41 protein-coding genes and 2 tRNA genes are annotated in these 25491 nt (G+C 62.8%); 22 read left to right on the forward strand and 21 right to left on the reverse strand.

The window, feature by feature from the left end; translation table 11 throughout:
• The first annotated feature begins 61 nt into the window (after positions 1-61).
• Both MF606_RS09505 and MF606_RS09510 read left to right on the forward strand, forming a co-directional pair.
• Positions 62-137: transfer RNA gene (locus MF606_RS09505), tRNA-Val, on the forward strand.
• A 251-nt stretch (positions 138-388) separates the two neighbouring features.
• Positions 389-465 (forward strand) — tRNA-Asp (locus MF606_RS09510).
• A 39-nt stretch (positions 466-504) separates the two neighbouring features.
• On the opposite strand, the gene MF606_RS09515 is transcribed toward MF606_RS09510, so the two are convergent.
• The 4 genes from MF606_RS09515 to MF606_RS09530 form a co-directional block, all read right to left on the reverse strand.
• Positions 505-1779: a hypothetical protein gene (locus tag MF606_RS09515; RefSeq protein WP_240233561.1), complete on the reverse strand. Its 1275-nt coding sequence runs from the start codon at positions 1777-1779 to the stop codon at positions 505-507.
• Between the two features lie 179 nt (positions 1780-1958).
• Positions 1959-2474, reverse strand: a complete 516-nt coding sequence (locus tag MF606_RS09520; protein ID WP_240233562.1) for a MazG-like family protein — start codon at positions 2472-2474, stop codon at positions 1959-1961.
• Complete coding sequence (locus MF606_RS09525) at positions 2471-2674, reverse strand: hypothetical protein (RefSeq protein ID WP_240233563.1); 204 nt, start codon at positions 2672-2674, stop codon at positions 2471-2473. The genes MF606_RS09520 and MF606_RS09525 overlap by 4 nt, the downstream gene beginning before the upstream one ends.
• On the reverse strand, positions 2671-2964 hold the full coding sequence (locus MF606_RS09530) for a hypothetical protein (RefSeq protein WP_240233564.1): 294 nt from the start codon (positions 2962-2964) through the stop codon (positions 2671-2673). Before MF606_RS09530 ends, MF606_RS09525 begins: the two co-directional genes overlap by 4 nt.
• A gap of 10 nt (positions 2965-2974) precedes the next feature.
• On the opposite strand from MF606_RS09530, the gene MF606_RS09535 reads away from it, so the two are divergent.
• On the forward strand, positions 2975-3211 hold the full coding sequence (locus MF606_RS09535) for a hypothetical protein (protein ID WP_240233565.1): 237 nt from the start codon (positions 2975-2977) through the stop codon (positions 3209-3211).
• Positions 3212-3213: 2 nt separating this feature from the next.
• Here the strand turns inward: MF606_RS09535 and MF606_RS09540 are convergent, their stop codons facing one another.
• The 17 genes from MF606_RS09540 to MF606_RS09620 all read right to left on the reverse strand — a co-directional run bounded on the left by MF606_RS09540 (position 3214) and on the right by MF606_RS09620 (position 11669).
• Positions 3214-3678: a hypothetical protein gene (locus tag MF606_RS09540; protein WP_240233566.1), complete on the reverse strand. Its 465-nt coding sequence runs from the start codon at positions 3676-3678 to the stop codon at positions 3214-3216.
• 2 nt (positions 3679-3680) lie between these two features.
• Positions 3681-4007, reverse strand: a complete 327-nt coding sequence (locus MF606_RS09545) for a hypothetical protein (RefSeq protein WP_240233567.1) — start codon at positions 4005-4007, stop codon at positions 3681-3683.
• Positions 4004-4456 (reverse strand): nuclease domain-containing protein, encoded by a 453-nt coding sequence (locus tag MF606_RS09550; RefSeq protein WP_240233568.1) that lies wholly within the window; start codon positions 4454-4456, stop codon positions 4004-4006. Before MF606_RS09550 ends, MF606_RS09545 begins: the two co-directional genes overlap by 4 nt.
• A gap of 375 nt (positions 4457-4831) precedes the next feature.
• The gene (locus MF606_RS09555) at positions 4832-5500 is read right to left on the reverse strand and encodes a hypothetical protein (RefSeq protein ID WP_240233569.1); all 669 of its coding nucleotides are present in this window, start codon (positions 5498-5500) and stop codon (positions 4832-4834) included.
• Entirely contained in the window at positions 5497-5724 is a 228-nt protein-coding gene (locus MF606_RS09560) for a hypothetical protein (RefSeq protein WP_240233570.1), read from the reverse strand. The genes MF606_RS09555 and MF606_RS09560 overlap by 4 nt, the downstream gene beginning before the upstream one ends.
• Positions 5721-6185 (reverse strand): recombination protein NinB, encoded by a 465-nt coding sequence (locus MF606_RS09565; protein WP_240233571.1) that lies wholly within the window; start codon positions 6183-6185, stop codon positions 5721-5723. Before MF606_RS09565 ends, MF606_RS09560 begins: the two co-directional genes overlap by 4 nt.
• 11 nt (positions 6186-6196) lie before the next feature.
• Entirely contained in the window at positions 6197-6583 is a 387-nt protein-coding gene (locus MF606_RS09570; protein ID WP_240233572.1) for a single-stranded DNA-binding protein, read from the reverse strand.
• A gap of 5 nt (positions 6584-6588) precedes the next feature.
• Positions 6589-7464 (reverse strand): phage recombination protein Bet, encoded by an 876-nt coding sequence (gene bet / locus MF606_RS09575; RefSeq protein ID WP_240233573.1) that lies wholly within the window; start codon positions 7462-7464, stop codon positions 6589-6591.
• Between the two features lie 2 nt (positions 7465-7466).
• A complete protein-coding gene (locus MF606_RS09580; RefSeq protein WP_240233574.1) occupies positions 7467-8180 on the reverse strand; it encodes a hypothetical protein in 714 nt (237 codons plus the stop codon).
• Positions 8177-8569 (reverse strand): hypothetical protein, encoded by a 393-nt coding sequence (locus tag MF606_RS09585; RefSeq protein WP_240233575.1) that lies wholly within the window; start codon positions 8567-8569, stop codon positions 8177-8179. Before MF606_RS09585 ends, MF606_RS09580 begins: the two co-directional genes overlap by 4 nt.
• Complete coding sequence (locus MF606_RS09590; RefSeq protein WP_240233576.1) at positions 8569-8769, reverse strand: hypothetical protein; 201 nt, start codon at positions 8767-8769, stop codon at positions 8569-8571. The genes MF606_RS09585 and MF606_RS09590 overlap by 1 nt, the downstream gene beginning before the upstream one ends.
• Positions 8769-9134, reverse strand: coding sequence for a hypothetical protein (locus MF606_RS09595; protein WP_240233577.1), 366 nt, complete (start codon positions 9132-9134; stop codon positions 8769-8771). The genes MF606_RS09590 and MF606_RS09595 overlap by 1 nt, the downstream gene beginning before the upstream one ends.
• Positions 9135-9139: 5 nt before the next feature.
• Entirely contained in the window at positions 9140-9496 is a 357-nt protein-coding gene (locus MF606_RS09600) for a hypothetical protein (RefSeq protein ID WP_240233578.1), read from the reverse strand.
• Positions 9497-9839: 343 nt separating this feature from the next.
• A complete protein-coding gene (locus MF606_RS09605; RefSeq protein ID WP_240233579.1) occupies positions 9840-10160 on the reverse strand; it encodes a hypothetical protein in 321 nt (106 codons plus the stop codon).
• Positions 10157-10603 (reverse strand): helix-turn-helix domain-containing protein, encoded by a 447-nt coding sequence (locus tag MF606_RS09610; RefSeq protein ID WP_240233580.1) that lies wholly within the window; start codon positions 10601-10603, stop codon positions 10157-10159. Before MF606_RS09610 ends, MF606_RS09605 begins: the two co-directional genes overlap by 4 nt.
• The gene (locus MF606_RS09615) at positions 10600-11007 is read right to left on the reverse strand and encodes a hypothetical protein (RefSeq protein WP_240233581.1); all 408 of its coding nucleotides are present in this window, start codon (positions 11005-11007) and stop codon (positions 10600-10602) included. Before MF606_RS09615 ends, MF606_RS09610 begins: the two co-directional genes overlap by 4 nt.
• Positions 11007-11669 (reverse strand): LexA family protein, encoded by a 663-nt coding sequence (locus MF606_RS09620; RefSeq protein ID WP_240233582.1) that lies wholly within the window; start codon positions 11667-11669, stop codon positions 11007-11009. Before MF606_RS09620 ends, MF606_RS09615 begins: the two co-directional genes overlap by 1 nt.
• 92 nt (positions 11670-11761) lie before the next feature.
• Here MF606_RS09620 and MF606_RS09625 point away from each other — a divergent pair, with 92 nt between their 5' ends.
• The 19 genes from MF606_RS09625 (at position 11762) to MF606_RS09715 (ending at position 25477) form a co-directional block, all read left to right on the forward strand.
• Entirely contained in the window at positions 11762-12040 is a 279-nt protein-coding gene (locus MF606_RS09625) for a hypothetical protein (RefSeq protein WP_240233583.1), read from the forward strand.
• 76 nt (positions 12041-12116) lie between these two features.
• Complete coding sequence (locus MF606_RS09630) at positions 12117-12335, forward strand: hypothetical protein (RefSeq protein WP_240233584.1); 219 nt, start codon at positions 12117-12119, stop codon at positions 12333-12335.
• Positions 12332-12625: a hypothetical protein gene (locus tag MF606_RS09635; protein WP_240233585.1), complete on the forward strand. Its 294-nt coding sequence runs from the start codon at positions 12332-12334 to the stop codon at positions 12623-12625. Before MF606_RS09630 ends, MF606_RS09635 begins: the two co-directional genes overlap by 4 nt.
• Positions 12622-13992 carry a DUF4942 domain-containing protein gene (locus tag MF606_RS09640; protein ID WP_240233586.1) on the forward strand — a complete coding sequence of 457 codons (1371 nt, stop codon included), beginning with the start codon at positions 12622-12624 and terminating at the stop codon, positions 13990-13992. The genes MF606_RS09635 and MF606_RS09640 overlap by 4 nt, the downstream gene beginning before the upstream one ends.
• A complete protein-coding gene (locus MF606_RS09645; protein ID WP_240233587.1) occupies positions 13989-14357 on the forward strand; it encodes a LexA family protein in 369 nt (122 codons plus the stop codon). The genes MF606_RS09640 and MF606_RS09645 overlap by 4 nt, the downstream gene beginning before the upstream one ends.
• 14 nt (positions 14358-14371) lie before the next feature.
• Complete coding sequence (locus MF606_RS09650) at positions 14372-14518, forward strand: hypothetical protein (RefSeq protein WP_240233588.1); 147 nt, start codon at positions 14372-14374, stop codon at positions 14516-14518.
• Positions 14515-14967: a hypothetical protein gene (locus MF606_RS09655; RefSeq protein WP_240233589.1), complete on the forward strand. Its 453-nt coding sequence runs from the start codon at positions 14515-14517 to the stop codon at positions 14965-14967. The genes MF606_RS09650 and MF606_RS09655 overlap by 4 nt, the downstream gene beginning before the upstream one ends.
• 3 nt (positions 14968-14970) lie before the next feature.
• Complete coding sequence (locus MF606_RS09660) at positions 14971-15504, forward strand: hypothetical protein (protein WP_240233590.1); 534 nt, start codon at positions 14971-14973, stop codon at positions 15502-15504.
• 199 nt (positions 15505-15703) lie between these two features.
• Positions 15704-17743: a DNA cytosine methyltransferase gene (locus MF606_RS09665; RefSeq protein WP_240233591.1), complete on the forward strand. Its 2040-nt coding sequence runs from the start codon at positions 15704-15706 to the stop codon at positions 17741-17743.
• Positions 17740-18549: a hypothetical protein gene (locus MF606_RS09670; protein WP_240233592.1), complete on the forward strand. Its 810-nt coding sequence runs from the start codon at positions 17740-17742 to the stop codon at positions 18547-18549. The genes MF606_RS09665 and MF606_RS09670 overlap by 4 nt, the downstream gene beginning before the upstream one ends.
• A complete protein-coding gene (locus MF606_RS09675) occupies positions 18546-19232 on the forward strand; it encodes a hypothetical protein (protein ID WP_240233593.1) in 687 nt (228 codons plus the stop codon). The genes MF606_RS09670 and MF606_RS09675 overlap by 4 nt, the downstream gene beginning before the upstream one ends.
• Complete coding sequence (locus MF606_RS09680) at positions 19225-19413, forward strand: hypothetical protein (RefSeq protein WP_240233594.1); 189 nt, start codon at positions 19225-19227, stop codon at positions 19411-19413. Before MF606_RS09675 ends, MF606_RS09680 begins: the two co-directional genes overlap by 8 nt.
• Positions 19410-19955 (forward strand): GcrA family cell cycle regulator, encoded by a 546-nt coding sequence (locus MF606_RS09685; protein ID WP_240233595.1) that lies wholly within the window; start codon positions 19410-19412, stop codon positions 19953-19955. Before MF606_RS09680 ends, MF606_RS09685 begins: the two co-directional genes overlap by 4 nt.
• Entirely contained in the window at positions 19952-20269 is a 318-nt protein-coding gene (locus MF606_RS09690) for a hypothetical protein (RefSeq protein ID WP_240233596.1), read from the forward strand. The genes MF606_RS09685 and MF606_RS09690 overlap by 4 nt, the downstream gene beginning before the upstream one ends.
• A complete protein-coding gene (locus MF606_RS09695) occupies positions 20266-22653 on the forward strand; it encodes an AAA family ATPase (RefSeq protein WP_240233597.1) in 2388 nt (795 codons plus the stop codon). The genes MF606_RS09690 and MF606_RS09695 overlap by 4 nt, the downstream gene beginning before the upstream one ends.
• Positions 22650-23003, forward strand: coding sequence for a hypothetical protein (locus MF606_RS09700; protein WP_240233598.1), 354 nt, complete (start codon positions 22650-22652; stop codon positions 23001-23003). The genes MF606_RS09695 and MF606_RS09700 overlap by 4 nt, the downstream gene beginning before the upstream one ends.
• Positions 23003-23563: a hypothetical protein gene (locus tag MF606_RS09705; protein WP_240233599.1), complete on the forward strand. Its 561-nt coding sequence runs from the start codon at positions 23003-23005 to the stop codon at positions 23561-23563. Before MF606_RS09700 ends, MF606_RS09705 begins: the two co-directional genes overlap by 1 nt.
• 128 nt (positions 23564-23691) lie before the next feature.
• Entirely contained in the window at positions 23692-24360 is a 669-nt protein-coding gene (locus MF606_RS09710) for a hypothetical protein (protein WP_240233600.1), read from the forward strand.
• A gap of 808 nt (positions 24361-25168) precedes the next feature.
• Positions 25169-25477: a hypothetical protein gene (locus MF606_RS09715; protein ID WP_240233601.1), complete on the forward strand. Its 309-nt coding sequence runs from the start codon at positions 25169-25171 to the stop codon at positions 25475-25477.
• The last annotated feature ends 14 nt before the right edge of the window (positions 25478-25491 follow it).

Genomic DNA, 25491 nt, shown 5'->3' on the forward strand with positions numbered 1-25491 from the left:
GGTTGACGATCGGGGGCAGGGGCCCTAATCAGGGCGCATTCGCGAGGCCATAGGTCGGAGCGGGCGATTAGCTCAGTTGGTAGAGCGCCTCGTTTACACCGAGGATGTCGGCGGTTCGAGTCCGTCATCGCCCACCAATCGCCTTTGGCGGTGGTATGGCGGAGCACCATGCCAACACTTCACCCAAAGTGCCGCCCCGCATCGAATGGCCTGCTATCCTCACATTCGACATCAAGACTGGCCCGCTAGCGGCTGAGGCAACGGTACTTTTCCACAGCAGCGTCGCGCGTTCTTGAAAATGTCGCATCAATCCGCAGATGCTCGCTTGACTTGCCCATGGGTGCTCGGTAAACGGACGCCACGTTGCGCAAACGAGCTGTTTGCCGCTGCGGGAGTAGCTCAGTTGGTTAGAGCGCCGGCCTGTCACGCCGGAGGTCGCGGGTTCGAGCCCCGTCTCTCGCGCCACCTCTTCCTAGGATATCCGGGAAATGTGGCTTGGAAGTTTCAACTTCCGCCCTTTACCAGTTTCAACTTTCTGAACTCGTTCTGTTCCGAGGCCAGTCGGCTGCGGCCAATTTTGCGCGCCTGATCGGCCTCGCGCACGGCAGCGATGTTCACTGGCATATAGGTCTTTTGCAGCTTCCGGTTCTGGTCGATCGAGTTGCCCATTTTGGCCGCGATCGATTCGACCGATGCGCCGCCGGCATTGGCCTCGACCGCGCCTGTGCGGCGCATGTCCATCAGCTTGCGCTTTTCGTCCTTCCCAAACACCATGCGCCGGATATCGGCGAAGTCGTCGACCAGCGAGTCCTTGGTGTAGGGCGCGGGGTTGCGCGGACGCCCTCCTTTACCGGACGGGGTGAAGCCTCGTGTCCAGAACATCGGCGCGTCATCATGCAGGGCGAAGGCTAGGCCGGCGATATACCCCTCGACCAGGCGCTGGGTGCGCTTGGACAGGATGCCGAAGGCTGCCTCAGTAGTCTTGGTGCGTTCGATTGCGAATGCCATGTCCGCCCCGCTGGTGACCGCCTGGGCGGGAGTTAGCGTCCGGGTGTCGACCGGCGCGAACTGGGTGTCCCACGCCACAGCTATGATGCATGCCAAACCGCCATAGCCGGCCCGTAGCGCCCCTTTGACCATCCGCACGACTTCACCCTCGCGCCAAGTCTCCGTGCGCCCAGCGACGCCCTCCTTGCGAATGGCCTGCGACGGGTCGTGGTCAGGCGTGCAGAGCTTCATGCTGGCGAGGACGCGATAGAGCGCGCGCCAAGTCTTGAGAGCACGCCCGGCCTCGCCGGGCCCCTTCAGCCTGAGCAGATGATGATACCACTGGTCGATCTGCTCGAAGGTGGCGAGGCTTGGCGCCGTATCGCCAAACACAGGATCGATGTACTTCCACCCGCGCTCCCAGTCCTCGCGGGTGCGAGGGGGTTTCTTTTGCCACTCGTTGGATAGACGGAAACGGGTGAAGCCGTCGCCCATGCTGCCGGTCGGATAGAAGCGCGCCGGGGTGGGTTCCAAGCCCTTGCGGGCGCGCTGGTAGCGCTCCTCCCATTCGCTGGCGATCTTCCACGCATCTGGGCCATCGTGGCCGCATGGCACGATCTGAAAACCCATGCGCTTCATGGCAGGCGTCGGCAGCCAATAGCCATGCTTGCCCTTGCGGACGACGTAGTGCTTGATCTTGATGCTACCCAAGGCGAGCCAGTCTTTCCGCGAACCCGTCGGCGGGATCGCCGGCGACCGGCTGATTCTTCGCGAGACCTGAGCGCCGGTCAAGCCATGCGTCGATGGCCAGTAGATCGTAATTCCCGGTAATCCCATCCGCTGCGGGGAAACCCTGGCGGCGAAGTTCGGCACCAATCTCGACAAACCGCGCCACGGTCACACCGATCCGGCGCGCGGCAACTGCCGGCGGCACACATCTCGGCTGAACGTGGAAGCGCATCGTCATGGCGTCAGGACGGCTTGGTGCCGTCCACCTCCCATAGCCGGGAAGACAATCCGTGCTGCAACGACGTCTGGTTGAACTTGCGGACTATCGCCGCGGCGAGATCGATGCCGGCCTGATTGGCAATGAGGTCAGCCGTCATCACCGCGTCGGCAAGCTCCTCGGCCAGGTGCTCGACGGTATCGCGTGACCCTCGAATGCCGAGCCGTTCCGGCTCCAGTTTCTTGATGACGTTGCAGACCTCACCGGCTTCGCCAGCGAACTCGTTGCCGCGATAGGCAAGCGTCAGTTGATTGTCAGCGTCCCATTCAATCTGGCGGGCCGCATTGGCCTCGCGCAGCGCGTTGAACGACAGCGAGTGGCCGGCATCGGGCGGGGTGATGCCTGGGCCGACCTCGAACTTATCCGGCGTGTAACCGCAGTCCGAACTGTCCCAGAAATAGCCATCCCGCCAATACATGGCGTCCCAATGCGGATTGGTCCCAAAGCGCGTCCAGTAGTACGCCTCTGCGCGCTCGCTCATGACGCCTTGACCCCATCGGCTTCGGCCATGGCCTTCGTGGCGGCCGTCAGCGCCATGCCTGCGATGGCCGACTGGTTCTTCGCCGCATCGGCGCCCTCGGTCAGGCTGGCCCTGCCATCCTTGAACCGGAACTCTGGACCGTCCTTGGTCATGAATAGGGACAGGTCGCACTGCCATTCGTCGTCGGGAGCGAGCTTCATGAGGCCTCCTTGGCCGCGAGGCCGGTGGTGATGGTTTGCAGATTGGTGAGTTGGCGGATCGCGTTGGCCGCAGTGCCGGCATGATCCTCGGCCGGGGAAACGACGATCTTCCCGTCAAGCCGGTCGTAGAGTTCGATGGCCTGGTTCTGGCGCGGGAGAAGCGTGACCGAATGGATATCGACCCGCTCGTCGGCGAAGGCGACCTGAACGCCTTCGTCCTGAAATAGCTCGACGCGGCTGTCTTTGTTGACCACGACGAGGACCGTGGGGATAACTGGGCGCTCAATCATGCGGGCACCCATGACATCCGACGAAGCCGATCAGCGCATCATCCTGTCCCGTCAAACCCTGCGGGACTATCTCTCCCTGGCCGCCATCGGCGAAGGGGCCGGCCCCTTGGACCGGACGTTGATCGCCGACGAAATCAGGTTCCTCGAAGCCATCGCCGAGGACTACCCTAGCAAGGCTGAGAAGCTGGCCCGGCTGGTGAGCGAGTGGGTTGCGTTCTTGGATGGATTGAAGGCGAAGCTGCACTGAGGTCATCGCGCTGGCCCCGGCAACAGCGGCTGCATGTTGCCGGTCTCATAGGCGCGAGCGATTGCGGGCTTGGTGTACTCCCCGACCGTCAGCCCGTCGGGCATTTGGATATGAGCCAGGAACGATTCCTCGAAGGTCTCGATGCCGCTCTCGACGCTTTCGAGTTTGGCTTTGATGCACAGGAGCATCGCCCGCCACTTGCCGCGGCACGCCTGTTCCCATGCCTTATAGGCATCGGCTTCCGACCTGGCCCATTTGCCCGAAGGCGTCTCGGTGAATTCCTTGCTGGTCCGATCGGGCAGCGGGAGCTTCATGGTGACGCGCCGTCCGCGCATCTCGAAGGCGATAATTGCGTGCTCGGCGTTCTCGAACACGGCCATAGCTGTCGCGCCATAACGGCGGAGCGTGCCCTTGATTTCGCCCTCGGTTCGCTCGACCGAGACGCTAGTGTTGATGGCGTAGGCCATGGCTATGCTGCCTCCTGCGCGGCGCGGTAGGCCGCAATGAGCTTGTCGCCGATGAAGGCGATGATGAAGGGCGGATAGGGCGCTAGAAGTTCGTCAGGATCGTCGCCGTCGCCCATGTCGAAGAGCGATGCCCATTCCTCGACAAACGGCCCTGTGCGGTCACTGCTGGCCTCGCCGACGGTATCCAGCGCCCAGATCTGATAGCTCTCGGCATCGTCGAGCATGACGTCGGCAAGCCATTCGCGGATTTCCTCGACGGTTGCCCGGCAGGTGATCGGCGCGCCTTCGAAGTGGATCGAGTAGACAAATGGTGGGAGTGGGTCCGTCATGGCTTTGACCTCATGGGGCGGGATGGGATTGCCCGGCCCTTTGGCCAGGGATCGACATGGGCAGGGATGGTCTGGCGGTCGGCCTTGGCCTTGCGAGGGGCAACCGGACGCTCGTGGCTTGCCTTGGGCTTGTCCATCGGCACTTTGACGATGCCGGCGGCGATGAGGCGCACCCATGTCGTGGTCACGGCACCCAGCACGGCCCACGCCAGTTCGGCATCGGTCATCAGGGACTTCGTGCCGTGGCCTACGTCGTAGTAGGCGTGGCAGGCAAAGCAGGCGTGGAAGCCAAGAATGTCATGGGCCTTAATGCCGGCGCCCTTGCCGAAGCGATGTCCATTGAGGTGCGCCCAGACGGTCGTGGCCGGATCGGCGCAGCAGATGCCGGCGAAGTTGGCCGAGCATGGCTGACCGCGGGAGCTATCGAGCACGGCTTGAGAGCGGATCATCATCGCCCGTCCCTCGGCAGGGTGGCGGACATATTTTCGACGCCCAGTGCAACGGCCTGTCCAGCAAGTGCCAACCATCGCTGGATCGCGCTGTTGCGCTCCTCTGTAGTCGCGTCGAGTGGAACGATGACCTTCGTCTCGAATGAGCCGTCGGACAGGCGAATAGCCAACTCCATAGTGAGCGGGCCAGGAGGCGGCACAGGAACGCGGATTGGACGGCGGCCCATCATTTCACCCTCCGCTTGCGCAGCACCACGGCAGCGGGACGCTGCTGAGCGAGGTGGGCGAGCGCTTGACGCATCGATACCGAACGGCCCATCGCGGCCGCTGGTGGGTTATTTCTGGCGCGGGGATTGGGTGTGGAGGCGATGAGCATCACTCGCCCCAACCTTCTTTGACGGGGCACTTACGCCTTGAGCAGGCTTCGGCAGTTTCGGGCAGGACTGCGCCGCATCGCTCACACCAGTCGTATTCGCCGTGATAGCTCGACGCGAGGAAGTCGCAGCCCTTCGGCACCTCAAGACGCAGGTCCTGCGGGTCAAGGTATTGCTCGAAAAGCCGGATCACCGCGCCAGCCTGCTTTGCTGTCAGCGCCTTCTCGTCAAAGCTGATGCCCTCTGCGGGCCGTCCACGCATTGCCTCGTAGAGTGCTTCCATCCGGGCGCGGTAATAGCCGCCAGTCCAGCGGCGTGCGGGCACATCCAAGGTGCGGAGCCCGTGCCAAAAGCCCTTGGCGTCGTCCGGGGTGATGACCTCGCCGTCGGCAACTGGAGTTTCGGCCCACTCAGCAAGGCGATCGTATAGCCACCGCACCCACTGGTTGTGCTCTTCAACTCCGGTGCAAAGCTCCTTGTCGTCTAGATCGGCGGCAGGCCACCCGTGGTGCGACCAGTGCACCGGGTTCTCACCGTACTGGTGGCGTTCAAGACCTAGGCGCTCCTCGATGTCTTCGACATGCCGAACGATGTTCGCCAGCGTGCCTTTCGGGGCGGTGATGGGCTTCGCAAGGCCAGCCGAGAAATTGAAGAAGACGTGGTAGCTCATCGCGCTTTGCTCCTGCGCAGCATGTCGGCGGTGGCATCACGCATCATGGCCATGTCGGACCTGGTCGGACGGTGCTGGCGCAGATGCTTGTCATGAAGCTCAGCAGCGGCCCTGAGCGTTGGGCTGGCCCTCAGCATCATCTCGCGGCGCTTCTGCCGCTGGCGGGCTTCGCGCCAGTCGTGCCAGCCCTTCAGGGCGCGGGCGATGTATGGTGGAACGATCATCGGGATTGCTCCTCGTAGGCTTCGATTGGTGGGGTTGGTCGCTTGTCCTTCGGCGCCGGCTCGGTCCATTCGACGCCGTGCTGATCGCCGAAGGCCCTCGTGATCGTCAGCAAGTCCCGCATTTCGTCGTGGGTCAGGTCGGACGATGAGGTCGGGCTGATGTTCACGAAGCCGGTGCGGTCGAAGCTCGGCACGATCCGCATTTCATCGCGGCGCTCCCGGCGCAGCGCATCGAGCATCACCAGTTTGAAGTCCTCGGCGGACATCTGCTGACCACCCCACCGAAGCTGGTCGGCCAAATCGCCAAGCATGGCCCACATGGCTGCGTTCTGATCGTTGGAGCGCTTCGGCCCCTTAATCTCGACGCGGCTGCCGGGGCGCTTGGCGAAGGCCTCGCGGACCAGAACGATGGCCCGATCCACGAGGCGCTCATTGGCGAGGGTGATGATCTGGCGGGCCATTGCTGCGGTGCCTAGAACGGAATGTCGTCATCGGATGGCTGATAGCCACCGGATTGGGACTGGCTTGCGCCGCCGGATGGCCGGCTCTCACCACGATCATCGCCGCGCGACTGGCTGCTGCCCTGAAGCGTGATCTCCGAGACATTGATACTCAGGTACGCTTTGCCCTCATGGACGCGCACGGACAGGCGGCCCATGGCCGTGACCTTGCTGCCCTTGGTGATGTAGCGCTCCAAGGATTCGCCGCGCTTGCCGAACAGAGAACAATCGTACCAGGTCGCGTCTTTGTCCTTACCGTTGTCCACTGCGACCGAGAACGACAGAACCTTGTCGCCGTTCTGCAGGGTCTTGATGACGGCGTCCTTGCCAACGTTGCCGGCCACGTGTGCGATCTGCATCGGCCTTACTCCGCGTCGCCGGGGAAGTCGTCATCGCTGCCGGTGATGGCTGCGAGGCGGTCCGTCTTGGCGGTGTTCAGCTTGGCGCGCCAGTCCTCCGGCATGTCGGCGAGCGCCTTGACGGTGGCGGGGTGGCTGAAGAGGGCCTCGACCTGATCGGGCGTCGCCTTGTCGGCAAGGGCTCGGGTGATGCGGTCGAACATTTCGCGCGTCACGATGGTGACGTCACTGACCTTGCCCTCGATCTGGCGGGGCTGCTGGGCCTCCTGCGGAGCCTCAGGAGCGCCATTGCTGGCCTGGGCCATCTCGTCCCCGGTGTAGAGCCCGGAAAGCTCCTGCGGGAACGCCTTGCGTAGCGCGAGCGCTTCGGCGCACTTGGCAATCATCACGTCGGGCATGTTGCCCCACATGCTGGTCAAGCCGCCGTCCTTCTTCCGCTGGGCATAGGATTCGAAGCGGGCGACGCCAAAGCACGGTTCGCTGAAATCCTGACGCAGCACGCCGACCTTGGCAGCGACCGGTGGGGTGCTGGACAACCATGCATCGACCCACTCGCCATCCTCGCCGCACCAGAACGGCCCGGTCTGACCGGCATACTTGCCGCTTCGCTCGGCGATAAGGCGGAAGCCGTCGATGCTGGTCTGCACGGCCATGACTTCGCGGCGCTCGCGACTGTCCCAGCGCTTCACCGCGTAAATCTGGCGGGCGAACGGATCGAGACCGGTGCGCTTGCACTGGTTTAGGAAAAGCTGCAGCTCGTCGTCGGTCGAGCCTTTGGCGATCGTGCGCTTGATCAGGTCGATCTGGTCATTGTCGAACACGGTCGATGGGGACTGCTGGCGGTGATCGTCGATCTTGGCGACGGCGGATGCGCGGGTCATGGTCAGAATGCCTTCTGTTCGGCGATGACTTTGATGCCCGGCATGTCTGCCTTGACGATGCGGGCCTGCTCGTTGGCGATCTGGAAAACCAGTTCCTCGAAGCGGTGATGGTGCGGCTGCCAGAAGAACCGGGCAGCAGCGGCGAAGTCGGTGATCTCGGCGCGATAGACCGTCCGCAGGCCAAGGCCGGTGCTAGCCTCCTTCGCCGCGGTCTTTGCGATGCGGGTGGCCTGCTTTGCCGATGACTCGAGCTGGTCTGCCTGCTCGGCGTCCTCGATCGTCGCTGCCGAGCGCTCGGCTTGAAGCGCAAGGCGCTTTTCCTCATCGGCCGCTGCCTGGGCCTGACGTGCGACCTCGGCCTTTCGGGCCGCCTCGGCGATGTTCCAGGGCGTCAGAACCTTCTTGCAAAGGTTGGCGATCACCTCGGCGCCGTCGATCAGCGGCTTCCACTGCTTGTCGACGGCCTTGCCGGCGTCGAGGTGCGGCTTCTTCTCGATCGACCGCTGATCGTCAGCTGCCTTGCCGGCGGTGCGGGCTAGGTCCAGAAGGTTGTTAAGCGCCTCGGCTTCCTCGGCACTGGTCACGGCTTTCCCGTCGAGCCAGACCTTCGCCTCGTCGCGGAGGTCGTCGATATTGGCTTTGTGGGCATCGAACGCGGGCGGGTTGTTGCCGCCGTCGACGATGCGATCGTTCGCGGTTACGGATAACGCGCTCATTCCGCCGCCTCCATCTGGTCGCCTTCGACACGAGAGCGGGCGGCTTCGTCACCGGAGCGGGCTATCGTCTCGGCGTCGTAGCCCATGCGGCCTGCGATCATGCCGAAGTGCAGCGACAGCGCAGCCACGGCACCGGCTTGGTCGAATGATCCTTCGCGCAGATCGGCAAGTGCGAACGCAGCGGTCTCGACCTTGGCCGCGAGCCCGGCGCAGTCCGACCAGCGGGCGGGGCGGGCGGGATCGAGATGCATGTCCATGCCGCGCGCCAATTCGACCAGAGCGGTGCGAGCGGCTTCTTCGGCTTCGTAGTTGTCTGGCTGACCGCTGCGGGCCTCGCAGGCTATGCGGAGGTGGCGTGAGCGGCTGAGAACGGTGATCAGGTCAAACATCAGCGGCCCTCCGCCATTGCAGCGGCACGGTCGCTCTCGCGAACCATCGCCAAGATTTCCTCGGCCCGGATCACGTAGAGCCGGCACATGTCATCGTCGGCCTCGGCAGCCAGGTATTCGGCTATCTCGGTGGTGAGGGGATCGGTGCGCTCGGTAGAGCGGACATAGGGGCGGGCGGGGTCGTAACCGATGACGGGCATCACTTGCCCTCCGCCCTGGCGATGAAGGCGTTGCCGAAAGCCCTCGCCGCCTCGATCGCGCGGGGACCGCTGTAGATTGCTGAGTGGGTTTTCCCGGTGGTGGGCGACCTGTACGGGCGCCACTCGACCTTGGGGAACTCGGGCAATTCGCGGATGATCGAAAGCAAGCTCTTCCGATAGTCGGCGCGCTCGCTGTCCACCTCCCGCATCCACTTGCTGCGGGGCAAGCCTGTGGCGTTCCATGGGGCGTTTACGGTGTCATCGGGCAGGGTGGATTTTATCGCCAGCAGAGCATAGCTCTGCGCCATCGATCTGATCATCTGGCGGGCTGCTGCCCCGTGAAGCGTGAGGGTGATTGACTTCATCGCCATCACTCCGCCGCCATGGCAGGGACGCTCAGAGCATCGGCAACCACTGCAACAAGCGACCGGTCCAAAGCTTCCATCTGGGCATCGGCCTTGGCCTGCCATTCCTCGAATGTGACGTGCTTGGCATCGCGCAGAACCGGCGCGTCATCCGACGCCTCTACGGTTTCACCGGCGCAGATGCAGACCAGTTCGCGCCAGCTATTCTCACCGACATAGCGCCAGTCCTGATCGATGACCGTCAGGTTGTAGTACTGGCCGTCGAACTCGACTTCCTCGACCTGAACCGAGAAGTCGAACCGGGGCAGCTTGATCCACGTGCCGTTGGTGACGAGTTCGATGCTGATCTGGTTGGTGGTCATCTGCGGCTCCATCTGGGCCCGGAAGATCGGCGCTAAGCGCTTCTTCGTTCCGGTTGATGGAGCTATATTTGCGGCAATCGCAAAGATTGGTCAAGTGTGAAATTGCGACAATCGCAAAAATCTTCTTGACGAACCTTTCCTGCGCGCGCTACACGCGGAAACATAATGGGGTGATCAGTGAGGAGTCGACGCGGTAGCGGCGACGCCGAACGGGTAATGAAACACCCTCTTACGATCTGGTTGGAAGCGCGCCGCTAGGCGCGGCGCTTCACCAGGATCAGTGATAGAAAATCACTGAACTCTCAGCAGATTGAGATATCTGGATAGAGTATGCGCGCGAGCGCTACTCGCGTTCTAAAATCTCATAAATCTCGTTGCAGTTCGTCATTTGCTGGTCAAATTCAGCAACGCCCCTGGATTTCTGTTCGACAAGGCACTCTTCAAAGGCGAGCTCGCGAATGCCCTCGCCAATCTCGCGCCAAATTCGATCGCAGGACAGGTACATCTGATATGCGTTCAAGGCCGTAGCTGCTTCTGGTGGTGGGCAGGAACCCCTGGGCCATGCGAGGGGGCTGAGCACAAAGGCTTCGCCGGCCCAAACTGTGTCGAGTGGGGCCGCAAGCATCAGCAGCGGGACGAAGGCAGAAACAAGCTTGACGGTCATTGCGGCCTCAAATGCTGCTCGATTAACTCACGCGCCATCTCTACAACCTGACCGAATGCCGGGTTCTCATCCGCCTTGGCCTGTTGCATCTCCAGCAGCATCAGTGCCTGCTCATACACCTCGACCGTCTCTTCGCCATTGAGCAAGCCCTTGTCGTGCAGGGACTGGACCAAGGCGGCGAGGATAGCCGACGACGACAGGGTTACGGCTGCAATGAAGTCGGACGGGCCATCATGACCCTCGGCATCGCCATAGAGCAGCCAAGCCGCATCAGCACCAAACGCCTCGGCATACTTCTGGGCCTGTGCCGGCGTGAACTGGTTCTGCCCGTTCTCGTGGGCGCGGTAGGACGATTCTGACATGCCTAGAGAGGCGGCCGCCTTTGCGACTGACTTGTAGCCTGCATTGAGCCGAGCTGCGCGCAGGCGCTCTCCGGGGGTCATTGTCCCTCAATGATCTTCTGGATTTCGTTTGCCAGAGAATTGCTTGTGCCGTCGGCGTTGTCGGGCATGGTGATGAGAGGCGCGGCAGGCTTCGGCGCAGCCTGCGGGCCTATCACGACGGTCATGTCGGAGATCCCTGCGAGATAAGGTCCGCACTCATCGATGGCCTCGGCGACGGTCCGAGCGTGGCTCCTGCCGGCGTCGGAGTCCGGCTGGTATCGCAGGACGTTTATCGCAGTGGGCTTGCCACCTGCATCGAACGTCACGGCTATTTCTGCCCACGTCCCAGGGGCGACGCCATCTGTGGAGTAGCACCATGAGACTTGGTTGTTAAAGGCTCCAATATCGTCGGCATTCACCGAGGAACTGACTAACGTGAACGCCAATGCGAGCGCGCGTTTCATCATCTCGGCACCATGCTCTTGACCTTCGCAGCCCAGACAATCACCTGGTCCGGCAACGGATCCTCGTTGTTGGACAACAGGTCATAGAGGCCGCGTCCCTTGGATTTCGCGGGGCGAACCTTCTTGACCAGCACCTTGTCGTTCGCCAGGCCGACCACGCAAAGTTGCCCGTGGAGGTCAGGGGTGATCGGCGAACGCACCTCGTCGTAGTGGACCAGCCAGCGTTCGAAGAGCGGGCCAAGGCTCTCACCGCGGATTTCGACGGCCACGGTGTCCGAAGTGGCGCCATCGGGCGCGGGAACACGATCGAGCTCGCCATCACTCAGCGCATAGAAATGTGCTTCCGCTCCGGCGCCGACATAGCCAACCACAGGAACAGTATGCTCCTCGACGTCCTCCGGGTCGGCGGGGTCGGGTCGTCGAGCCAGCCAGCTTGTCATTTCCTCGTAGCCGGGCGGGAGGGCATTGAAGAACCGCGCGACCGAGGGGAGATCGTCGTCAGTGATGCGCTGATAGTTCTTGGGCGAGGATGCGTCCAAGTTGCGCATGCGGCTGATCTGAGATGAGGTTAAGCCCGTCGCATCGCTCAGGGCTTTCTTGGCCCCGTGCGGGTTGGTTAGCTCGCGAAACCAGAGCTTTAGTTGGTGCTGGCGGTCCGTCATGGCGTCACTTTCGCGATGATCGCAAAGAAAGCTACTGCGATGATCGCAAATGTCCCTTGACTTATGTTTGCGACTATCGCAAATATAGCGCCATGAGTGATCGGAATCTTGAACCCGCCAGCACTGTCCTAGCCCTTGTCGGCGGCGTTGACGTCGCCTCTGAGGTCACCGGGAAGCACGTGTCGCGCATCTACCGTTGGACCTATCCGAAGGAAAAGGGTGGAACTGGTGGGGTGATCCCGCACGAGGACGCCACGAAGCTGCTGAAGCACGCGAGCGATAACAACATTCCGCTCACGGCCGCTCACTTCTTCATGGTCGACCAGGGGCCGCCTTCGACTGCCCAGCCGGCAGAGCCTGAAGCAGCCTAACCACCGATTTCAACATCACCGCCATCTCCCGCGCCTTGAGCGCCGATGGCTCCTTATTGCCGAAGGATCGATGCACATGTGCGAAAAGACCGAGCAGATATGCGAAGGGCAGGCGCTGCGTACCGACGCGCTGGGGATCGTCGTCGAGGATCATCCTTATGATCGCGGCTACTGGGCGCGCTTCAACGGTGTCACGCGAGACAACGTGACTTGGGAAGGCGGTCAGGCAGGTTGGGACGATTGCGACGATGACGTGCGCCGAGAAGAAGCGGTCGCGGCGGGTGAGGAAGAATGACCCCGCCTCGCATCGAAATGCGCGCCATGCTTCGCAGCATCGCTCTCAAGGTCATTCCCCACCTGTCCGACGAGCAGAAAGCATTCTGGTTCGCTCGAAAGATGAGCGCCGAATCGGGTCGAGCGGTTTCGTCCGGCACCATCGTTCGCTGGTGGAATGCCCAGCACGACGATCTTGGGGGCGTCGATAGCCGCCACATGGATTGGGCTCGGGCTCGCTCGCGCACCATGAGCGCCAACGACAACGCCCTGGTGCGCCTTCCATGCCTCTCCGAAGTGAGGGCGGCATGAGCACGGCACTCGCAACCCCACGCACTGTCCTGGACCTGATCGACGAGTACGACCAGAAGTCGGAAGGCGTCGAAACCGCTATCAAGGCCTATGAGGACGCCTGCACTGACATACAGGGCGCCGGCTGCATCATGGGCACCTATGTCGAGCCAGTGCTGCGGGGCAGGGCCTATGTCCACGCCAGCGACATGCGCAAGAACCTGCTCAAGTCGGGCTGGAAGGCGATCTACAACCGCTTGAACATCGACATGATCGCGTCGGCCAACGACAAGCGGCTGTTCGAGCGCACCTTGGCCGACCCGCCGCCGCTCACCGTCGATATCGTCCGCTCCACCTTCGCGCACTATTACGCCAATCCGCGCATGCACATCCTGCGCGGCCTGGCCGAAGCCTTCGTTGGGCTGGACCCCGCCTACAAGTCTCACGCCAAGGTCAAGATCGGCGTGAAGGGCTTGCCGAAGCGAGTGATCCTGTCGGGTTGCGGCGACTACGGCAGTTACGGGCGCGACCGTATCCGCGACATACTCAATGCTCTCGCGCTCTACCAGGGCAAACCACTGGTCGATTACCGAGACCTCTCGCTGCTCATGAAAGACGGCGATGCGTTGCGCGTCACGCGCGAGGTGCCCAAGGGCGACACCAGGCGAGACCGCGAGAACGCCACCGAGACGGAAACGATCGTCGGACGCGACATCTGGCTCAAGCGCTACGACAACGGTAACGGCCATCTGTACTTCGGCCCCGACGCGCTGCTGGACATCAATCGAGGGCTCGCCGAGTTCTATGGCGACGTGCTGCCAGACGTTGATCCCGTCGACCCAGAGCGCTCACCGAGCACCGCCGTTGCCAAGGACTTGCAGTTCTACTGGTCACCACCGTCCGTCATTGCCGCCGCTCTGGAGCTGGCTGGTGTCCACGACCTGACCCAATGGAGCCATAACCCGCCGGCACCGATCCGCGTGCTGGAGCCATCGTGCGGTGATGGTCGCATTCTCGACGCGATCCGCGCCCGGCGCCAGAACGCTCTGGGCATCGAATACCACCACGGGCGCGCCGCCCAGGCCAAGGCCAAGGGCCACAACGTCGTCACCGCCAATTTCCTCGAATGCCCGCCGCGCGCCGAGTTCGACGCAGTCGTGATGAACCCGCCGTTCTACGGTCGGCACTACGTCAAGCATGTCCGCCATGCGCTCAAGTTCCTGAAGCCGGGCGGTACGCTCGTCTCGATCCTGCCGGCGACGGCTCACTACGACCATCAGGAGCTTGAAGGCGAATGGCGCGATCTTCCGGTCGGCAGCTTCGCCGAGGCCGGCACGAACGTGCCCACCGGGCTGCTCCGCATCCGTGCACCGAGGGCGACGGCATGACCAGCCTCTCCGACTTCCCACCAGATGTGCAGGCAGCGGCATCGAAGGCGCATGCCGAGTTCGCCAGCAGCCAGTGCAGCGACAACCTTGGGGTCATCATCGCCCGCGCCATCGTGGCCGACCGCTGCCAGCGCATCAACGTCACGGGCCTGACGACCCAGCAGGCGGCATGCCTCAAGGCCATTGCCGAGCACCAGGCCCGCACCGGGCTATCCCCAACCCACGACGAATTGCGCGTCGCCTTGGGGCTCGCCAGCAAGAGCGGCGTGTCCCGCCTGCTGCACTGGCTGGAAAGCCGAGGCCGCATCCTGCGACCGGCCAACCAGTCCCGCGCCATCACCATCATCTCAACCCCGTCATCGTGAAGGAGCCGAAGACTATGGACCCACGCACACCCATCAACCTGCCTGATGACTTCGGCATCGACGAGACCCGCGCCGATCTGCGCATGGCGTCATGGGCCGCAGCCACGCTGGCCATCGTCTTCGGCATTGCCGCACTCATCATCTTCGGAGCGTTCGCATGACCAAGCGCCCACCAGAGCAGCGCCGCAACAGCTACGAAGACTCCGACTTCGCTCAAGTCCTCGCCGAAATCGAGGAGATGGACGAGGAGATCGCCACCATCCAGGCCACAGCCGCCGGCAAGATCGGCGGGGTGAAGACCCGCAAGGCGAACCGCATCAAGATCGCCAAACAGGAGCTCGGCATCCCGACCGACGTGCTCAAGACAGTGTTGAAACAGCGCGGCCTCGAGCGCCAAATCGCCAAGCTCACCGCAGGCGTGCCCGACGATCTGGTCGAGGTCTATGTCGATGCTGCGGGCCAGTTCTCGTTCCTGAAGCCGGACGAGGCGCACCCACAGGACAATGCCGCGCAGGTCGCGGCCCGCCAGCGCCAGGCCGAAATCGACAAGGTCACCGAAGCAGAGAAGCAGCAGGGCGCGGAAGTGCTCGACGAGCTGACGAAGCACTGACCCATGCTGATCCTCGCCCTCGATCTCAGCAAGTCCAGCACCGGTTTTGCCTACGGGCGTCCTGATGAAGTGCCGCGCTCTGGCTCCGTCCAGTTCGGCACCGCCCAGCACACCGACGCCGATGTCGGTGCGAAGGCGATCGTCTGGCTCAGCAAGGACATGCCGATCATCTTGGGCGGGGTTCCCGACGTCGTGGCGATCGAGGCGGCGTGGGAAGGCAACGGCGGGCATTCGGCCCAGACCTCAGCCCTGCTGCTCGGGCTGCAATTCACGGTCGCGGCCGCTGCGCTGCTGCGCACCAAGCGCCAGCCCGAGTTGATCAAGGTTGGCGACGCCCGCCGCACGTTCACGGGCAGGGCAGGGTACGCCAAGGGCGAGGCCAAGCCCGCCGTCCAGCGTCGGTGCCTAGAAGTCGGCTGGCTCGACCTCGAAACGCTTCAGGCTGACCGGGCCGATGCCCTGTGCGTCTGGGCGCATATCGCCGCCCGCACCAATCCCGAACTCGCATTCCATCAACCCCGCAAGGCGAGGGCGTAGCGATGAATATCAGTCTCTTGATCCACTGCGACCTCGAACCAGTTCCCATGAAGCAGATGCCGAATGGATGGAGCGAACCCGCGATTGATGCCGCTGTGGCCGTCGCCGCAGGGCTCTCAGTCGAGATTCTGCACGAGTCACCGCCGTGCATCTCCTACTCGCGCCCCGCTCGTCGCCCCACCGCATTGGAAGTCGCCAAATGAACGCGATCCTCCACGACTCCTTCTTGTCTTTCGCCGATGCCCACGGCTTCGACACGACGCACGAGCTGGTGATCGACTGCTTTGCCGGTGGTGGCGGAGCGAGCGAAGGCATGGAGATGGCCATGCGCGACATGCGCTTGGCTGGCCAGCTACCGGAAGATCATCGGTGCGCCGTCGATATCGCGATCAACCATGATCCGAAGGCGATAGCGATGCACGCTGCGAACCACCCGCGGACGATGCACCTCACGGCCGACATCTGGACCGCCGATCCGCTCACGGTCACTGGCGGCATTGCGGTTGGGGCTCTCTGGGCATCGCCGGACTGCCGCGGCTTCAGCAAGGCCAAGGGTGGAGCTCCAGTCAGCAAGTCCGTTCGATCCCTCGCATGGGTTGTCGCCCATTGGGCCGACCAGGTGCGGCCGCGCGAAATCTACATGGAGAACGTCGAGGAGTTTCAGGACTGGTGCGACCTCGATCCGACCAGCCGCCCCGACAAGAACCTGAAGGGCAAGGAATTTAAACGCTGGGTCGCTCGGTTCCGTCGCCTCGGCTACCGCGTGGAGTGGCGCGTGCTGCGGGCGAACTTCTTCGGTGCTCCGACCATTCGCAAGCGCCTCTACATCATGATGCGATGCGACGGCGAGCCGATCTTCTGGCCTGCTGAGACCCATGCCGATCCGAAGTCCGAAGCCGTGGCGAACGGCTCGAAGCAAGCATGGCCCGTCGCTGCCGATATCCTCGACTTCGACCGTCCGTGCCCGTCGATCCTGATGACCAAGGAAGAGGCCAAGGCCTACACCAAGGCCACCGGCATCAAGATCATTCGCCCGCTGGCATTCAACAGCGAAGAGCGGATCGCCAAGGGCACCAAGCGCTATGTGATCGACAAGGGCGACGATGCCTTTGTCGTGCTCTGCAACCACAGCGGGACAGGCTTCAGAGGGCAGGGTATCGGCGAGAGCTTCGACACCGTCACCAGGGCGCGTGACGCCCACGGCCTGGTCGTGCCGCATCTGATGACCATGCGGAACGCCGCCAAGCCCTTCACCGGAGCGGACGAGCCGACGCACACCATAACGGCGGGAGGGGCAGGGCTGAGCGAGGTCGAGGCGACCATCGCGCCCTTCCTTTCTCATGGCCAGCAGGGCGGACGCAGCCGCCCGGCAACTGAGCCAGCGCACACCATTGCAGCGAGCACCAAGGACACCAACCAGGTCGCAGCGGTCTACATCGCCCAGCACAACGGCGGCTCCCGCGCACCGATCGGCCGCGCCGCTGATGAGCCGCTTTCCACCCTCACGGTCGAAGGTTCGCAACAGCAGGCAGTGTCGGTCTACCTGGGCCGCCAGTTCGGCAAGTCGGTCGGTCACGACGCGACCGAATCCAACGGCACAGTGACGGCAGGCGGAGGCGGGAAATCGCAAGTCGTCTCGGCTCACATGATTTCGATGAAGGGTAGCGATCGCCGCGCCTCGTCAGTCGAAGTCCCGGCAACCGCCGCGACGGCCCAAGGCCAGCACACAGGCGTCGTGATGCCGTTCCTCCAAGCCTACTATGGCGTCGACCAGGACACGCCGGTCACCGACTCGGTCCACACCGTGACCACGAAGGATCGGTTCTCGCATGTCGAGGCGGAGGCAGGGGCGCTACCGCTGACCGACGCCCAACTCGACAGCGCTCGCAAGGTCGCCGCCTTCCTTCGCAAATACGATTGTTGGGATGACCGCGAGTTCGTGACGCTGACCATTCGTGGCGTCCAATACATCATCATCGATATTGGCATGCGGATGCTGACGCCCCGCGAGCTCGCCCGCGCCCAAGGCTTCCGCGAAACCTACATCCTGGCCGCGCCCTACAATGGCGGCTTTCTGACCGAGACCGACCAGCGCCACAAGATCGGCAATTCGGTCTGCCCCGACATGGCCTACGCGCTGTTCCGCCAGAACTATCGGCCGAAGCCCCGCCTGGTCGTCAACAATGACCAAGGCTGGCTATTCGCTTCTTCGGCACCATCCGAGAGGGCCGCAGCATGACCATCCTTTCTACCACCCACTCCAGCCGCATCCGCAACCGCTCCATGGGCGTGCTGCACCTGATTGCGGCAGACGAATCCTGCGAGGTCTCCGACATCCTCGCTCTACTCATTCCAGAACCACGGCCGACCTCAACACCGGCTGTGCAGGCGCACATCGTTGCCGACGCCTCCGACGTCGCCGACGAACGTCCCACATCGCTGCCCGGTGCCGATGGCGCCGTAGACCGGGCCCCACATCCTCAGGCTGCCGTCGATGCCGATCTTGAAGAGGCGGAGAAGGCGATCATCGTTGAAACGGGTAAGTCGGTGGGCGAGCAATCGCCTGCCGCTCCGGCATCCTTCCGCGATCAGCTGCGCTCGCTCCATCAATCCGAGCCAGAACTCACCAGGCCCGAACTCGCCGCGCGCCTCGGCAAGTCGCACAGCTATGTCACCGCGGCAGTCCGCGAGATGGACCTTGACGTACCGACCACGCGCGTCATGCCAGATCCACCAAGGGAGAAGGCGAAAGCCAAGCCGCTGCCGGCGCCATCCGGGTTCACCCTGAAAGAGCGCATCCGGACACGATATCGGCAGCACCCAACACACACCGCGCGAATGATCGCCAATGAGCTCGGCGCAAACCCCGGCATTGTCAGCGCGGTACTCGCTACCGTCCGCAAGGAAGAGGCAGGGCAGGACGTTGAGTCGGTTCCAGCGCCCACACCAGCCAACATCCTCCCAAACCAGCCAGCGGGCTCCATCGAAGCCCGGCTGAAGGCTGATGCAGCTGCGCGCAAGGCACGGCTGGGAGGTAAGGCATGACCGCACCATCTGCACGCGGCCTGTTCCGCGCCACAGGGAAAACCAGCAAACCGACGGTCGTGCAACTGCTCGACGGAACGCTCGCCAAATCAGGCGACGGTCTGGAGCGGGAGAAGGACGACTTCTACCCCACGCCGGCCGAACCCATCCGCGCCCTGCTGCACGCAGAAGGCAAACGTCTTCGTGACTTTGATGCGATCTGGGAGCCATCAGCCGGCGATGGCGCGCTCGTCCGCGAAATGGAGGCGGTCGGCTTCAAGGTGATCCCCTCGGATCTCGTTGACCGTGGCGTAGGCCTTCCCGTCTCAGACTATTACGGCTTCCGCCGCGCGCCATCGCTCGCAACCGTTCAGAACCCACCCTTCAGTGAATGCGGCTGGGGCAATGGCAAGGCCTGCTGGCTGAAGCACGGCCTCGACGTGCTGGGCCTCGAGTATATGGCATTGCTGATGAATTGGGGCTGGCCCGGTGCTGGTGGTCTTGCGCCATTCTGGGCGGAGTATCCGCCGGCACGTGTCTACCTGATGAGGTGGAAGATCGACTTCACCGGGCAGGGCGCCCCTCCGATGCTCAATGCCTGGTTCGTTTGGGACAAGCAGTACCAGGGCGAAACCGTCCTGCGAATGCTGGACCGGAAGGACGCTCGCCAGCACGAGTTGTTTGCGGAGGCGGCCAATGCCTGACCTTCAGATCACTTCCCGCGCCGACCATGACCGCCTCCGTCAGCGCACGGCCGGAAAGCACAAGCGCAACGAGGCCATCGCCAACACCACCGTTCAGGTCGTGGCTGAATACCTGCGCGGACGGCCGGCGTCTGCCTGCATGGCCGACCTCGTCCAGAAAGCAAAGGAGATGGGCCAATGACCGCAGCACAGCAGACCAGACTATTTGACTGGACCGATGATGCAGTGAGCCTGCTCCGCAATCGGTGGGCAGAGGGTGCGTCCTGTTCGGAGATCGCCAGAGAACTCGGTGGAGGGCTGTCCCGATCGGCGGTCATTGGCAAGGTGACGCGACTGAAGCTCCCCGCACGCGCTTCCACTACGGGGTCAACGCGTCCTCACGGCAACAAGGGCCGGCCCAAGGCGAACTTCATCGCCGCGAAGCGCAAGGCCGCAAATGAAAATGGCGGCCTTGCTTTCAAACTGGCCCAGGCCCGCAAGGACGGCCTTTCGGTCGAAGAGGGCATGGCAGCGGTGCTTGGCCAACCGCGCGTCGACGGTCTCGGCGATGCCGTCCCCACCGACCGCCAGTTGATCGGTCTGCTCGACCTGACAGATCGCACGTGCCGCTGGCCGTTCGGCGACCCTGGCGAGCCGGGATTCGGCTTCTGCGGATGCCGGAAGAGCCGTCATGCCGGTCCATACTGCCCAGAACACACCGCCAAGTCGGAGGTGCGTCGGTGACCCCACGCCAAGCCAAGTTGGTCCGCGCCTCTGAAGCCGTCGATCGCTGCAAGCGTGAGATCGAATCCGACTGGCCACGGTCGAAGATGGACGATCCCATGCTCCATCCCGACAAGAGGGCGATCTTCGCATCGAAGCAGGATGATGTTGCCGCACTCGACCTGGCCAGCAAGGCGGTCATGGCCGTTGCGGCGGACCCAGATCAGTTTGGCAAGGTCATGGAATTGAGGCGCAAGGATCGGTCGGCTTTCGACGCCATCATGGTGCTGGTCGACATCGAGCTCGCGCGGAAGCCGGAGGCGGTTGCAGCGTGAGCGATCTACGTTTCCCCGACGCTCTCCTTGACCGTATCCGCGACGCTGTGCCGATCTCGGAGGTGGTGAGCCAATATGTGAGCTGGGATAATGGCAAGTCGCAGCCAGGTCGTGGTGACCTCTGGGCCTGCTGCCCATTCCATGCTGAGCGCGACCCGAGCTTCCACGTTCTGGATCAGGAAGGCATCTACAAGTGTTTCGTCTGCTCGGATTCGGCCGGCGATGTGTTCGACTTTCTCGTCCAGATCAGCGGCATCTCGTTCGTTGAGGCCGTGAAGGTCGTGGCCGGAATGGCGGGCATCGACACCGACCAGCCAAATGCCCAGCAAACCGCCGGCGCGCCTCGTCCAGCGCTTCCGCCCGCAAAGGCGAGCCAACGCCCAGCCAAGGAGCCGAAGGGGCCCAAGCGCAAGCGCGAGGGGCAATGGACGATATTCAAGGCCTATGACTATGAGATCGACGGGGTGGTGCAATACCAGAACGTCCGCATCCAGTTCAAAATGCCGGACGGGTCATGGGAGTTGGACCCGGACTCTGGAAAGCCGGACAAGGACTTTCGCCAGCGCCGACCATCGGGCCTCCCGGATGGTTCGTGGGTATGGGGGCTCAAGGCCGGCACCTTCATGCGCCGCAGGGCGGGGGAAGACTGGCGCAAGCTCGACGAAACCGTCCTAGCCGAATGGGGCAGCGGCGAGCGCCTGACACTCAAGGATGATGTCCCGCACGGCATCTACCGCCGGACGGAGGTCGAACTTGCCATTGAGCAGGGCCGGACCATCCTATTTCTGGAAGGCGAGAAGGCCGTTGACGCGTCATGGGCGCTCGGCCAGCCGGCGACCTGCAACAGCGGCGGCGGGGAAAACTTCGATGAGAGCATAATTGCGATATTTCGCGGTGCCCGCGTCGTGGCTTCTCCGGACAATGACCCGCAGCGCCGGGACAATGACGGCGAGCTCGTGTTCCACCCCGACGGGCGGCCCTCGTTCAAGGGCAAGGATCATGCCGAGCAATTCTGTGCAATGGCGCGGAAGAAGGCCGCCTTCGTGGGCCTGCTCGAACTGCCGGGCCTGCCGCTGAAAGGCGATATTTTTGAGTGGATCGCTGCGGGCGGGACCATTGAGCAGTTACAGGCGCTGATCGACCATTGCCCGCCATGGCGACCACGACCACCACAGTCCAAATTTGGCGCGATCGGCCTCGACCAGCTTCACCAGCCACACCTGAAGCATGAGTTCCTGATCGACGGCTTTCTCGATCGCCGCGGCGTCGCAATGATGCCCGGCGCCTCCGGATCCGCAAAGACTTTCCTCACTCTCGAAATGGGCATGTGCATCGCCCTGAACCGCGACTTCTGGGGAATGCAGGTGAAGCCGGGGCTCGTGCTGTACCAGGCAGGCGAGGGCAAGGAGGGTGTGACCAAGCGCATCGACGGCTGGCTGCTCGACCGGGACGTGCCACCATCGGCCGAAGTGCCATTCAAGGTTCTACCGCGAAAGGTCAACCTGTTCGTCGACGACAAGGACACCGACGACCTGATCGAAGAGGGTAAGGCCTGGTCCGAGTACTACGAGCAGCCCGTCCGGTTGATGATCATCGACACCTTCAACAAGGCAATCACCGGCGCCAACGAGAACGCCGGCCAGGACATGGGTCGCGTGCTCTCTCGCCTCGAGCGGATATCGGAAGCGCTGGACTGCGCCGTGCTGGTACCAATGCACAAGTCAAAGCAGGGCGACATGCGGGGGCATACATCGCTCATGGGCGACGCATCCAACGTCCTCAACGTGACCAAGCTCGAAATCAGGGACGGCAACGGCCGACAGATACGCACCGTCTCGCTGGACAAAAACAAGGACGGGGAGGGCGGTCACCCGATGCGCTTCGTCCTGCGCCAGATCGTGCTGGGTGAGGAAGAGAACGGCAAGCCGCGCACCACCTGCGTGGTCGACCGACCCAATGGTGACGACGAGGCCCTGGTCGCAGAGGGCAAGCTGTCCCTCAACCAAACGCTGTTCCTACAGACGCTGCGCGACTCCATCGACATCGAGGGCGAGGACGCCCCGTTGGGCGTGACAGGCGTCCCGCGCGGCAAACGTGTCGTCCAGTACAAGGCCTTTGCCGCCCGGCTATGGAACAAATGGCCCTTCACCGCGCCCGAGCACGAGGTCGAGAAGCGGAAGAAGGAATTCAGCACTCAGGTCGGTGCCGCTGGCAAGCGCCTGGTCGCCCACGGCTATGTCGAGCGCCACAACGACACCGGGTTGATTTGGTGGACCGGCAAGAGCGATCGACCACCGCGCCAGCCAAAGCCGGTCGAGAAACCCGGCGCCGGCATATCACCAGCCGTCATGAAGGAACTCAAGGAAGAGGACGTGCCGTTTTGAGCTTCATTCGCCAGCCACACATGTTCGAACCGCGTCGCACCGCTACATGGAATATCCGTCTCGGCTTCCATCACGGACAGGGCCTGTCCTCGGTCAAGATCGCCGAGCTGCTGGGCGACGGCACTGGCCCGGCGACGGTTCGCACCATGATCCAAGGCGCCGATCTGCCCAGCCCCGGTGCACGCATGACTGTGGTGCCGGTGAGCTTCGAATATTGGCAGCGGGACATTCTGCAGCGCCACGCCGACGAGCGCGGGCTGACGGTTCACCAATTGCTCTACCGCATGATCGCCTCGGGCCTGGTGCTCGATGACCTCTACGACGCCGTGACAGACGGAAGGTACGACTGATGGCCGTTGTTGAAGCCGCTTCCAATGTTGAGTTATGGACGCCTGAAGCCGTCAAAGCTGCCTACGTCGAGGCGCTGATCGTCATCGAGCGCACCGTACCTGGTGATGGCCCTGCGTTGGCAAGATCGAACTATGGGGCCATCTATACAGCCGACGACATCGCCGGTCAGGCGGATCGTTACGGCTTGGACAGCAGGGTCAAGGACCGACGAGGCCGTGCGCAGCACATCATCATGCCGCAGCGGGGTAACAAGGTCCGGGTAAGGTACACGCCGGAGCAGATCGAATGGGCGACGTTCGTCCTATGCGGCGGCTCGTTCCACGGCAGCGCCAAGGTTGGGCCATGGACATCGGGTATCATCGCCAACAGTGTCACGCGAGAGAGCTTCGAGGCATGGGGCAGGCAGGTGGCGGGACGCCGCCTAGGCTCGGAGAAGCGGACCATGAAAGAGATTGCGGCATCGGCGGGATTGCCGCCGCGGACGTTCCATCGCTACGTGCTGGGGGCCGCCGAGCAGATCGCCAAGTCTTTGAATGCGGCAAGGGTGGATCGGGTCTGATTCTGCAGGGCAGTGCGAGAATCTGTGGTCGGTCGGCCACATCCGTGCGACTCGGTGATTCTGAGGTAGAATGGTGGTAGCCACACGCGGAGGCCATATTGCTACCCGATGGAACTCGAAGCTTCACCATGGAGGTGAAGCATTACCTGAGCTGCTATCGAGCTTGGGGAGATGCGGACCGAGCGATCGCAACGCTTGGCGAGCAGAAGATTTCGCTCTCAAACTGGAAGATCCAGTGGGCGGGCATTTGCGCAGTCATGAAGACGTCAATTCACCTGATGAGGGTAGATGCAAAAAGTTGCTTTTCGACGGAACTTCGCGACGCTCTTAAGTCGCGATATGACCATCTCGGGAAGACAAAAGCGGATCACCCCATATTTTGGTACTTTATCGACCGAGAGCGCCACAATGTCCTCAAGGAATACCAGTTCTCGGCGTATGAAGCGATGATCCAAGACCCGTCCAATGAGGGCAAGGACCTGCCATCGCTGCTTTCTGCAATGATGGCTGACAAAGAGCTGCGACTGCAGGGAGGCCCATACGACGGGCGTTTGGCCATAGAGGTCGCCAAAGAGGCATCGGCATGGCTGCAGGCATATATCGAAGAGACCATTCGAATTGGCGGCTTTGAGCCGGAAGAACGCATTCAGTGGGAGGGCTTCTTGTGGAAGCGAATGCCGAAGCCAGACCCCAACGCACCGAAATGGTGGGAAGAGGCTCTGCGTGGCACCGATAGCGCTACTCGAGAAGACGACGTTCAGCCTCTTCCCGGGCCGCCTCAAGAACGCTCGGTATAGACCAGGTCGCGACAACAGCCGCGACCCATGGTGGTATATCCTCGACCCCATCTAGCCACTTTGCCACCGTGGCGCTTCCTGGCCCATAAATTCGCCGAAACTGGTTCGGCGAAAGCTGGTGGGTCTCTAGAGCGGCGGAGAACTCCGCCGGCGTCAGTCTCGTAAACCGATAAGTGTTCCCGCCGACTGGTGGCAAGGCGATCTCCTTCGCATGGTGGCCCACGCGCATGCGTCCACATGGTCATAGTCTCGGTCCCGCGGCTAGTCGAGGGAGAGGATCAAGCAACCGATGGCATCCGGCGCGCTTCCACAGCGCTGCACAGATGGTGGTGGCTCGATCAATAGGCCGAGGAGAAGCCCGGCCGTGAATGTCGCTGTCATGGCAAGGGAGGCCATGCCGGCAAGCCGTGGTGGGAGACTGAGGATGTGGGGATGATGCGCCGAGGCGCGGGCTGGCACTGGGGCCATTGGTGACTACTCCTGTCGTGGGCGGCACAATCGCCTGGCGGTCTAGGACCGTTGACGAGATAGATGCGTCAGGAGAGATCGGCAGTCAACACGATTTATGCGGATTTGGTGTTGGCGAGGATCGAGCAGATAATCACGGTGCGAATTTCGGATGACTTCGCATAGACTTGTCAGGGGTTCTTCATCTCGAAAATAGTTTGGCCCGAGACGGACTCTAGCCCCCGTTTGCTGCTTGGCAGCAAATCGGCGAATAGTGCCCCTGCGATTGATAGCCTGAGATTGCTGTCACTGAACGGGGCCAGATGGCCCAAGCTCTCCACCATCCTGAAAGGACTGCCCCATGCACATTCGTGCGTTTGTGGGTGCCGCTCTGCTCGCCCTTGGCATGCTGGCCTTCGCGCCTGTAGCCATGGCCGATCCGGCGCCCAACATCTGTGTCCTCGACCTCTCCCAGCCAGCGACCGCCGACTATGGCCTCGATATCGCCGCGCCTTCCTGCGCTGCGATGGCCGTCGACGTTGCCTCTGCCGTGCATATTATGGGCGGCGACCAGGACGTTGCCGCTTGGTCCTGCGAGAATTCCATTTCGTCTGTCCTCGACTTTGCCGGCCATCGCCAGCACGAAGACCCCGGCCGCTGCCTGACCTAACCCATTTATTGATC

The organism is Devosia lacusdianchii, from assembly GCF_022429625.1.
GTDB lineage: Bacteria > Pseudomonadota > Alphaproteobacteria > Rhizobiales > Devosiaceae > Devosia > Devosia lacusdianchii.